Here is a 9,802-nt window from a genome sequence, read left to right as displayed (position 1 = left end):
CCTGGAGCCGAGCCTCCATCTCGGTCTGCCGGGCGTTGGCACCGTCCGCCGAGAGCCGGTCGCGCAACGAGGTGTCCGGTTCGGTCTCCTCGTCCTGCTGTGCCTCCTCGGCCACGGACAGCCGCTCGGCCAGCTCCTCGGCCTCCTCGGTGGCCCGTACGAGCGCGGCCTCGGCCTTCGCCACGGCCGCCGCGGTGCGTTCGGCCTCGCCGGCGGCGCCGCGCGCCTGCCCGCCGAGGGTCCCCAGCCGCCCCGCGATCTGCGACTTCTCCTTGTCGGCGGCACTGCGCCGCTTCCCCAACTCCTCGACGAGCGCCGCGCATTCACGGCGCCGCTCACGGGCGCTCGCCTGCTCCTCACTCAACCCGGTGTGCCGGGCGGACAGTTCCCTCAGCTCCGCCGCGGCCTCGTCCACGGCCGCCTGCGACTCCAGCAGGCTGGGGGCGCCGGCGGAGCCGCCCTGGGCGAAGTGCGCGCCGAGCACGTCCCCTTCGGCCGTCACGGCCACCGTGCCGGGCTGCTCGGCCACGGTCTGCTCGGCGTCCTCCAGCGTCCGTACGACCACCATGTCGCGCAGCAGCTTGCGTACGGCGGGCATCAGCTCGGCGGGCGCCCGTACGAGCTGCCAGGCGGGGCGGGCGCCCTCCCCCGGTGACTGCGGGTCCGGCGCATGGCCGCTCGGAGCGTGGGCGTCGCCGCCCTCGGGTGCGGAGCCCAGCAGCAGCGCCGCCCGGCCCGCGTCGTGCTTACGCAGCAGCCGCAGTGCGTCGGCGGCGGTGGAGGTGTCGGCGACGGCCACCGCGTCGGCGGCGGCACCCAGTGCCGCGGCGACGGGGACCTCGAACCCGGGGGTGACGCTGAGGAGTTCGGACGCCGGCCCGAGCAGCCCGCTGAGCGCGTCGGAGGCCGAGAGCAGCGCGCCCGTGCCGTCCTTGCGCCGCAGGCCCAGCGCGAGGGCGTCATGGCGCGCGGAGGTGGCGGCGCGCTCCCGCTCGACGGTCGTGACGGCGTCGCGTGCGGCGGACAACGCCGCTTCGGCGTCCGCGAGTTCGCGCTTGGCGGCCTCGTGCTGCTCGGCGAGCTGTGTATCGCCGGCGTCCAGGCCCTCGACCTCGGCCTGGAGGCTCTCGTACTCCTGCTGTGCCGCCTCCGCGCGCTCCTGCGCCTCGTCCCTGGCCGTGGCCAGCCGGTCGATCTCGGACTGCGCCGAAGCGGCCCTGCTGCGGGCCGCGTTGACCTGACCGTGCAGCCGGGCGAGGCCCTCGCGGCGGTCCGCGATGGCGCGTGCCGCGTCCTTGAGGCGGCGTTCCTCGTCGTGCAACTGCCGCTCGAGTTCGGCCCGGTGGGAGACGGTGTCGTCCAACGCCCGTTCCGCGGCCTCCAGCGCGGCCTCCAACTCCGCCTCCTGCTCACGGATGCGGTGGGCCTCGCGCTCCATGTCCTCCGGGTCGCGGCCGCGGCGCTCCTCGACGGGCTCGGCCGCCGCATGCTGGACGCGCTGGTCGGCGAGGCCGATGGTGCCGCGCACCCGCTCGGCGAGCTGCGACAGCTCGTACCAGGTCTGCTGGGCTCGCTCCAGACGCGGCGCCAGCATCCGGACCTGCTGCTCCAACTCGGCCTCGCGGCGCAGCGCTTCCTTCAGCCGCCCCTCGACGGCGTCCTTGCGCTCCTTGAGCGCGGCCTCGTCCGCGATCTCCGTGCGGAGGGCCTCCTTCAGCGTCACCAGGTCGTCCGCGAGCAGCCGCAGCCTGGCGTCGCGCAGATCGGCCTGGATGACCTGCGCCTTGCGCGCGACGGCGGCCTGCCGCCCCAACGGCTTGAGCTGGCGCCGCAGTTCGTCCGTGAGGTCCTGTACGCGGGCGAGGTTGGCCTGCATCGCGTCCAGCTTCCGCAGCGCCTTCTCCTTGCGCTTGCGGTGCTTGAGGACGCCGGCGGCCTCCTCGATGAAGGCGCGCCGCCCGTTGGGATCGGCGTGCAGCACGCCGTCGAGCTGCCCCTGACCCACGATGACGTGCATCTCGCGCCCGATGCCGGAGTCGGACAGCAGCTCCTGGATGTCCAGCAGCCGGCAGGTGTCGCCGTTGATCTGGTACTCGCTGCCGCCGTTGCGGAACATGATCCGCGTGATGGTGACTTCGGAGTACTCGATGGGCAGGGCGCCGTCGGCGTTGTTGATGGTGAGGGAGACCTCGGCACGGCCGAGGGGCGGACGCCCCGTCGTACCGGCGAAGATGACGTCCTCCATCTTGCCGCCGCGCAGGGACTTCGCGCCCTGCTCGCCCATCACCCACGACAGGGCGTCCACGACATTGGACTTGCCCGAGCCGTTCGGGCCCACGACACACGTGATGCCGGGCTCGAACCGCAGCGTCGTGGCGGAGGCGAAGGATTTGAATCCCCGCAGTGTCAGGCTCTTCAGGTGCACGCCGTCGGACTCTAGTCGACTCGCCGCCCCGGCAGTCCGGGACGGGCACGGAGCGTGGCGAACTCCCGCCGATCCTCATCGGTTTCGCCATGTGTGGCGTGGGGCACATCAGTCGGTAAGCACGAGCGCCCGAGACTGAAGAGCCCAACTGGCCACGGCACACGATGTGGTGAAGGAAGCGCCACCCGGAAACAACGAAGGGACGCCGAAGCGTCCCTCGCGGAATTGAAGCGGCAGGCTGTACGCCGGCCCGGCTCGGAGCGGGTCGAGTCAGGTCAGCGCAGGCTCTGCCTGGTGTACGTCGATGTCGATACCTTCGAGCATCGTGTCCTGGTGCCGTGCGGCGGCGGACAGAGCGTCGTTCTCGGCCTGCATCCGTACAAGCTCGGATTCCAGGTCCTGGACGCGCTGCTGAAGCCGTCGCATCTCGGAGAGGACTCGGGGGTCGGAGCCGCCGACGTAACCGAGAAGCGCCTTTGCCATGATCGATGGTCCTCCACACTGAGTGACCAACCCGAGTGGTGTGGTTGGTCGTGAGGGAAAATTCGCGCCCGCTGTACCACTTCTGAACTTGTTTTTCCGGAGCAATCAGTCCGGCTGCGGGGGACTTCAAGCTTCTCACCAAAAGGTTTGACGGTCAACACGATCACGCCCCGCGGCCCTGGGCGGCCCTGTCTCGACGGCGTGCTGACGCCGGAGGCGGCGGCCCCGCGGGGGGCGTGAAGATCACTCTCAACCACTCGTTGCGGAAGCCTTGCATGGTCAGCCCCGAATGGCAACCGCTTTGGATCATCGAATGGCGAAGCCCGCGTAGCCTCCACGAGGCTCGTCCCAGATCTCCGTGACACCGTCGACCTGCCCGGGCGTGTCGTCGGAACGCAGCCAGCCCAGAAGCCGTTCGCACTCCGCTCGCGCCCCCTCGGCGACGACCTGGACGCGGCCGTCGCCGAGGTTGACGACGAACCCCTCCAGACCGCCGATGCGCAACGCGGCGGCACGTGTGAACCAACGGAAGCCGACGCCCTGGACGCGGCCGCGCACCCAGGCCGTGAGGCGGACGCCCGCTGCCGAACGGTCATTGTTGTCACTGGGCTTCGCAATCCCCGGAGTCATGGCGGCAAGCTATCCGGACATTTCCCCGGTCGGCACATGCGCCCCCTTGGTCATGGCGTAAAGTCCGGGCCGACAAGCGTCACCCGATCGGATGAGGCTTTGAAAGCCGAACATGTGAGGACTTTCTGAGATGGGCCGTCACAGACGTGTATCCCACGCTCCCGAGCCGGTCGTCACGTACGACATCGGTTATCGGCAGCGCGGCTCGCACCGCAGGCCGACCCCCCCTACCTCAGCGGTTCAGCGGGGCGGGTTCTCGGCACGGGCGGGACTTCTGGGAGCGTCCGCGGCGATGGCAATGGGTGCGGTGGCCGTCGCTTCCACAGTGGTTCCGTCGCCCGGAGGGGCTCCGGGCACTCAGTACAGCGACGTACAGGCCGGCGGTCCCCCCGACCAGTCCTCCAAGCCCAACGTGCCTGCCCCGGAAGGCGGTTCGCAGACTCCGGGCGGTGACGGGGCATCGGAGGGCGGCAATGTTCCGCCGGACACCTCGAAGCCCGGAGGTGGTCAGAACCAGAATCCGAAACCGCCGCAGCAGTCCGAGCCGGGCGGGGGCAACGACTCGCAGCAGCCGAACCCCGGCGGCGGCAAGGGCGACGGTGCCGGGAACAGCGACGGCAGCGGCAAGGGCAGTGGAAAGGGCAACGGCAGCGGCACGGGCGGCGGTTCGGGCAGCGGCTCCGGTTCGGAGGCCGGCAGCTCCGGCGGCAGCTCGTCGCGTCCCGTCGGCAAGACCACGCGGGACGAGGCCGAGGTGCTCTCGCTCGTCAACGAGGAGCGCGAGGACGTCGGCTGCAAGCCGCTGAAGGCCAGCAAGCAACTCTCGGAGCTGGCCGGGGACTTCAGCCGCGACATGGCGATCGAGGACTTCTTCAGTCACCTCGCTCCCGACGGTTCGAGCCCCTGGGACCGTGCCGAGGACCTCGGCATTCTCGACCTGGGCGGCGAGAACATCGCGCGCGGCCAGGAGAGCCCCGAGTCCGTGGTCGAGGACTGGATGGACAGCCCCTCGCACCGGGCCAACATCCTCAACTGCGAATACCGCACGATGGGCGTCGGCGAGTACCTCGACGACGACGGCCCGTGGTGGACGCAGGACTTCGGCTACTGAGCACAGCGCAGCGCACGCTTACAGCCCCGGTGCGGCCTTCGGGCCGTACCGGGGCTGTCGCGTTCGTGCAGCGTGATGGGGGCCGCGTCACCGCGGCGGTGTCACCGGGGCAGGGGCGCCGTGGGCCGTACGCGCGGCGCCGGCTGGCACCGGGGGCAGTAGTAGCTGGAGCGGTTCATCCACGGGCGGCGGCGCATCGCGGTGCCACAGCGTCGGCAGGGCTCGTCCTCGCGTCCGTAGGCGTCCAGTGAGCGCTCGAAGTAGCCGGACTCCCCGTTGACGTTCACGTAGAGGCTGTCGAAGCTCGTGCCGCCGGCGGCGAGCGCCGCGTTCATCACGTCCCGGATGTGGCCCAGCAGCTCCGTGGTGCGGGGACGGGTCAGCGTCGCGGTGGGCCGCTCGTAGTGCAGCCGTGCCCGCCACAGCGCCTCGTCCGCGTAGATGTTGCCGACGCCGCTGATCAGCGACTGGTCGAGCAGCGCGCGCTTGATCGTCGTACGGCGGCGGCGCAGTGCCCCGTGGAACGCCTGCTCGTCGAAGAGCGGGTCGAGGGGGTCGCGGGCGATGTGCGCGATCACGTCGGGGAGGGCGCCGGACTCCGGTACGACGGTCTCCGGGTGCAGCGAGAGGCCGCCGAACGTGCGCTGGTCGACGAAGCGCAGCTCGCCTCCCGCGGGGTCCTCGAAGGTGATCCGGATCCGCAGATGCCGCTCGTCCGGGGTGCCGGCGGGCTGGATGAGGAGCTGGCCGCTCATGCCGAGGTGGGCCAGTACGCAGAAGCCCGGGTCGAGCGGCAGCCACAGATACTTGCCGCGGCGCCGTGCGGGACCGAAGCGGTGGCCGCGCAGCCGGGACGCGAAGTCCTCGGCGCCCGCGGTGTGCCGCCGTACCGCACGGGGATGGAGCACCTCGGCGCCGGTGATCACGCGGCCGCTCGCCCAGCGCTCCAGTCCCCGGCGCACCACTTCGACCTCGGGCAGCTCGGGCACGCTTCTCCTCACATGCAAGCGGGGCGAGGGCCGCTGCCGGCCCGCCCGCCGGGCTCAGACGCCCGGGGACGAGGCGGGGGCGCCGGAGCCGGACGGTGAGTCCGGCGAAGACGAAGACGACGAGGACGACGAGGACGGTGCCGGGGGTGAGGACTGCGCTCCGGCGCCGTCCGCCGCCGCGCGGATCTCCCGCCAGGCCGTCTCCGCCGCCTGCTGCTCGGCTTCCTTCTTGCTGCGGCCGGTGCCGGTGCCGTACGCGACACCACCGACGCGGGCGGCAGCCGTGAAGACCTTCTCGTGGTCGGGGCCCGTCTCCGTCACCAGATACTCGGGGACGCCCAGGCCCTCGGCGGCGGTCAGCTCCTGGAGGCTGGTCTTCCAGTCGAGCCCGGCGCCGAGGTTCGAGGACTGCTCGATGAGCGGGTCGAAGAGCCGGTGGATCAGCTCGCCCGCCGCGTCCAGTCCCTTGTCCAGGTAGACCGCGCCGATCACGGCCTCCAGGGTGTCGGCCAGGATCGAGGCCTTGTCCCTGCCGCCCGTGCCCTCCTCGCCCCGGCCGAGCCGGATGAACGCTCCGAGGTCCAGGCCGCGGGCGACCTTGGCCAGAGCGCGCGAGTTGACCACCGCGGCGCGCAGCTTCGCGAGCTGGCCCTCGGGGAGGTCGGGATGGAGACGGTAGAGGGTGTCGGTGACGACCAGTCCGAGGACCGAGTCGCCGAGGAATTCGAGGCGTTCGTTGGTGGGGAGGCCGCCGTTCTCGTATGCGTACGAACGGTGGGTGAGCGCACGCACCAGAAGGGCGGGCTCGAGAACGTACTCGAGCCGCCCTTCCAGAACCGCGTAGGCCGAGCCCTCGCCCGCCCCGTCCGCAGCCGCTGCCGGCCGATGGCTTCCGCCGCGGCGGTCAGCGCTTCCGGAGGTCGGAGCGTCTGACATGGAGCCTGTCACCAGCCGATCAGACCTCGAGGACCTGACGCTTGTTGTAGGTGCCGCAGTTCGGGCACGCGATGTGCTGCTGCTTGGGCTCCTGGCAGCGCTCGCACTTCACCAGGCTCGGGACCGCAGCCTTCCACTGCGACCGGCGGTGGCGCGTGTTGCTGCGCGACATCTTCCGCTTCGGAACAGCCACGGCTACTTCTCCTGTGAGTCGTCCCCGGCGTCGCGGGGCGTGTCCTTCTCGCCGTCCTTCATGGTCTCGGCGAGTCCCTCCAGTGCCGCCCAACGGATGTCGACGGCGTCTTCGTGATCGTGCTCCGGATCGTCCGCCAGGCGGGCGCCGCAAGTGGCGCACAGCCCGGGGCAGTCGTCCCGGCACACCGGCTGCAGCGGAAGTGACAGCACCACCGCGTCCCGCAGCACGGGTTCGAGGTCGAAGTGGTCGCCCTCGATGGAGAAGGTCTCCTCCTCCTCGGCGTCGTCGCCGGACTCCGCGCTGGGGCGGCTCCGGTCGTCGGCGTCGGGGTAGGAGAACAACTCCTGGAAATCCGCCACGCATTCCTGCTCAAGCGGCTCCAGACACCTTACGCACTCCCCCTTGAGCGGCGCACGGGCGGTGCCCGTCACGAGCACGCCCTCCATCACCGACTCCAGGCGGAGATCGAGCTCGATCGTCGCGTCGTCCGGCACACCGACGACCTCTGTGCCGAGGTCGCCGGGCGACTTCACCGTGCGGGTGAGCTCCTTCATCGCGCCAGGCCGCCGCCCCAGCTCCCGTGTGTCGAACACGAGGGGGGCTCGGGGGTCGAGGCGGGCGTTCAGAACTTCCTGCTTTCTACGGTGGGGCGCCGTCCGGCTGCGAACTCCGGACAGCGGTCATCGCCATGTGCGCGTGACCGAAGAGCCAGGATACTGGACCGTCGCGCAGCCGCCCAATCGGGCCGGGCGGCCGCCGGATCCGGCCGATCCGCCGCTCGCTGGGCTCAGCCGCCCTGCCCGTAGCCGTAGCCCTGGCCCCCGTGGCCATGGCCGTGGCCATGGCGGTTCTCGTACTCGCGGACCTGGTCCAGGTCGATCATGCTCGTGTCGAAGAAGCTGGTCTCGTCGAGCTGCGGCTGCGGCTGCTGGTGGCCGTGCAGATCCTGGTGCGCCTGGGGGTGGCCGCCGTGGCCCCCGTAGGGCTGGTCCTGCGGGAACTGGGCCTGCTGCTGCGCGTAGTACGGGTCGGACTGGGCGCCGTAGTAGGCGTACTGCTGCTGGTAGGCGTAGGCGTCCTGGCCGCCGTAGTACGCCTCCTGCTGTGCGGCCGCCGCGTACGGGTCGGCGCCCGCGGCGGCCGGCTCGTAGCCGGGCTGTACGGGCGGCTGCGGAACGGCGGGCTCTGGCTGCGCCGCAGGCGCGGGGACGGCGGAGGGGTCCTGGGCGAGCGCGGCCAGGTCGGCCATGTAGTCGGCGTCGCTGGTGTGGACGCTCTGCCCGGCGGCGTCCTGCGCGGCCATGTGGGCGCCGAGCTCGTCGGCCGGACGGTGGCCGAGCAGCTTCGCGCGTCCCCTGCCGACGGCCTCCAGGGTCTTGGAGAGGACGGCGGCGACCGAACCGAGCCTGGCGTCCACGTAGTTGTCGGCGCGCTCCCGCAACTCCCGCGGGTCGGTGGAGCGTTCGGGGGCGTCCTCGGCGTACTCCTCGTTCCACTCCTCGGAGCCGGGGCCGCTGCCGAGCAGCTTCTCCCGGCCGCGTTCGACGGAGCCGATGGTCTTGCTGAGCACGACCTCGAAGTTGGCGAGCTTGCTGTCCACGTAGTCGTCGGCCTCGGCGCGGATCTCCGCGGCCTCCTGCCGTGCCTGGGCGAGGAGTTGATCGGCCTCGGCCTGCGCCTGGCGTACCACCTCGGTGCCGGAGACCAGCGAACCGCGCTCCGCGTGCCCGGATTCGATGATGCGCTGCGCTTCGGCCTGTGCCTCGGCGACCATCTGCTCGCGCCCGCCCAGCAGTTGCTCGGCCTGTGCGAGCGACCCGGGGAGCGCTTCCCGTACTTCTTCGAGCATGGCGAGCAGTTCGGCCCGGTTCACCACGCACGAGGCCGACATGGGCATCGCGCGTGCGCTGTCCACGGCCGTCACGATCTCGTCGAGTTTCTGCTGAACGTCCACGGAGGCGACTGTACGGCCACAGGCGCTCAACCCGACAGCCGATGCCCCGACTCGGCGGCACGCGGGCCGTTCACGGCTTGGCGAGGCGCGCCTCCAGCGCGCGCAGCACCGGCTCGGGGACCAGGTGGGAGACGTCGCCGCCCCAGGTGGCGACCTCCTTGACCAGGCTGGAAGAGAGGAAGCTGTAGGTGGGGTTGGTCGGTACGAAGAGCGTCTCGACGCCGGAGAGGCCGTTGTTCATCTGGGCCATCTGCAGCTCGTAGTCGAAGTCCGAGACGGCGCGCAGCCCTTTGACGATGGCGGGGATGTCGCGGTCCTTGCAGAAGTCGACGAGCAGTCCGTGGAAGGCCTCCACGCGTACGTTGCCGAAGGCGGCGGTCACTTCGTGGATGAGGTCGATGCGCTCGTCCACCGAGAAGAGCCCCTGCTTCGACTTGTTGATCATCACGGCGACGTACACCGAGTCGTAGAGCTTGGAGGCGCGGGCGATGATGTCGAGATGTCCGTTGGTGATGGGGTCGAAGGATCCCGGACAGACTGCGCGACGCACTGGTGGTTCCTCGCTCTCCGGACGATGGGGGGCCTTGGGGGTGTCCGCGGAGTTCAGCATGGTGTGGGGGCGTCTCCGCCGGCGGCGGCGCGACCGTACCAGAGCGTTCCCTCGCCGTAGCGACGGGACCGGAGGCCCTCGAAGCCTCCGGGCCAGGTGAAGCGGCCACCGCGCGTACTGCGCTCCACGGTGACGAGCGCTTCGGCGGCCAGCCAGTGCCCGGAGCGGAGTGTGAGCAGAATCTCGCGCACCTCCTCGTCGGTCACGGCGTACGGCGGGTCGAGGAAGGCCAGGTCGTACGGTGCCTCCGGCGGCTCACCGGCCGCGGTCTGCGCGGCCTTGGCGTGCCGTACCTCGGCGCCGGGCAGACCGAGCGTCCGCACGTTCTGCCGGATGGTGCGGGCGGCGCGGGCGTCGGACTCGACGAGCAGGACGTGCGCGGCTCCGCGCGAGAGGGCCTCCAGGCCGACGGCGCCGGAGCCGCCGTACAGGTCGAGCACGCGCAGGCCGCGCCAGGCGGCCTCGCCG

General features: G+C 71.2%; 10 protein-coding genes and 1 pseudogene. 1 reads left to right on the top strand and 10 read right to left on the bottom strand.

Annotated elements, in window-relative coordinates; genetic code table 11:
- The 3 genes from smc to AN218_RS05325 form a co-directional block, all read right to left on the bottom strand.
- The coding region (smc, locus tag AN218_RS05335) for a chromosome segregation protein SMC (protein WP_244900297.1) at positions 1–2,425 on the bottom strand (2,425 nt) is incomplete at its 3' end.
- A 270-nt stretch (positions 2,426–2,695) separates the two neighbouring features.
- On the bottom strand, positions 2,696–2,908 hold the full coding sequence (locus tag AN218_RS05330) for a hypothetical protein (protein WP_070015452.1): 213 nt from the start codon (positions 2,906–2,908) through the stop codon (positions 2,696–2,698).
- A 306-nt stretch (positions 2,909–3,214) separates the two neighbouring features.
- On the bottom strand, positions 3,215–3,538 hold the full coding sequence (locus AN218_RS05325) for an acylphosphatase (protein WP_070015451.1): 324 nt from the start codon (positions 3,536–3,538) through the stop codon (positions 3,215–3,217).
- 412 nt (positions 3,539–3,950) lie between these two features.
- Here AN218_RS05325 and AN218_RS05320 point away from each other — a divergent pair, with 412 nt between their 5' ends.
- Complete coding sequence (locus AN218_RS05320; RefSeq protein ID WP_244900295.1) at positions 3,951–4,649, top strand: CAP domain-containing protein; 699 nt, start codon at positions 3,951–3,953, stop codon at positions 4,647–4,649.
- A 101-nt stretch (positions 4,650–4,750) separates the two neighbouring features.
- Here AN218_RS05320 and mutM read toward each other — a convergent pair whose 3' ends face one another.
- The 7 genes and pseudogenes from mutM to AN218_RS05285 all read right to left on the bottom strand — a co-directional run.
- Positions 4,751–5,638 (bottom strand): bifunctional DNA-formamidopyrimidine glycosylase/DNA-(apurinic or apyrimidinic site) lyase, encoded by an 888-nt coding sequence (gene mutM, locus AN218_RS05315; protein ID WP_070015449.1) that lies wholly within the window; start codon positions 5,636–5,638, stop codon positions 4,751–4,753.
- A gap of 54 nt (positions 5,639–5,692) precedes the next feature.
- Positions 5,693–6,574: a ribonuclease III gene (gene rnc / locus AN218_RS05310; RefSeq protein ID WP_070015448.1), complete on the bottom strand. Its 882-nt coding sequence runs from the start codon at positions 6,572–6,574 to the stop codon at positions 5,693–5,695.
- A 19-nt stretch (positions 6,575–6,593) separates the two neighbouring features.
- Positions 6,594–6,767, bottom strand: a complete 174-nt coding sequence (gene rpmF / locus AN218_RS05305; RefSeq protein WP_070015447.1) for a 50S ribosomal protein L32 — start codon at positions 6,765–6,767, stop codon at positions 6,594–6,596.
- A gap of 2 nt (positions 6,768–6,769) precedes the next feature.
- On the bottom strand, positions 6,770–7,324 hold the full coding sequence (locus AN218_RS05300; RefSeq protein WP_070015446.1) for a YceD family protein: 555 nt from the start codon (positions 7,322–7,324) through the stop codon (positions 6,770–6,772).
- Between the two features lie 233 nt (positions 7,325–7,557).
- Positions 7,558–8,724, bottom strand: coding sequence for an ATP synthase F0 subunit B (locus AN218_RS05295; protein ID WP_070015445.1), 1,167 nt, complete (start codon positions 8,722–8,724; stop codon positions 7,558–7,560).
- A 70-nt stretch (positions 8,725–8,794) separates the two neighbouring features.
- Entirely contained in the window at positions 8,795–9,274 is a 480-nt protein-coding gene (gene coaD, locus AN218_RS05290) for a pantetheine-phosphate adenylyltransferase (protein ID WP_070015444.1), read from the bottom strand.
- 53 nt (positions 9,275–9,327) lie between these two features.
- Positions 9,328–9,802: pseudogene (locus AN218_RS05285) on the bottom strand (RsmD family RNA methyltransferase); the annotation flags it as partial.

Source organism: Streptomyces nanshensis (genome assembly GCF_001751255.1).
Classification (GTDB): domain Bacteria; phylum Actinomycetota; class Actinomycetes; order Streptomycetales; family Streptomycetaceae; genus Streptomyces; species Streptomyces nanshensis_A.
This window is presented reverse-complemented; position numbering and strand designations above follow the sequence as displayed.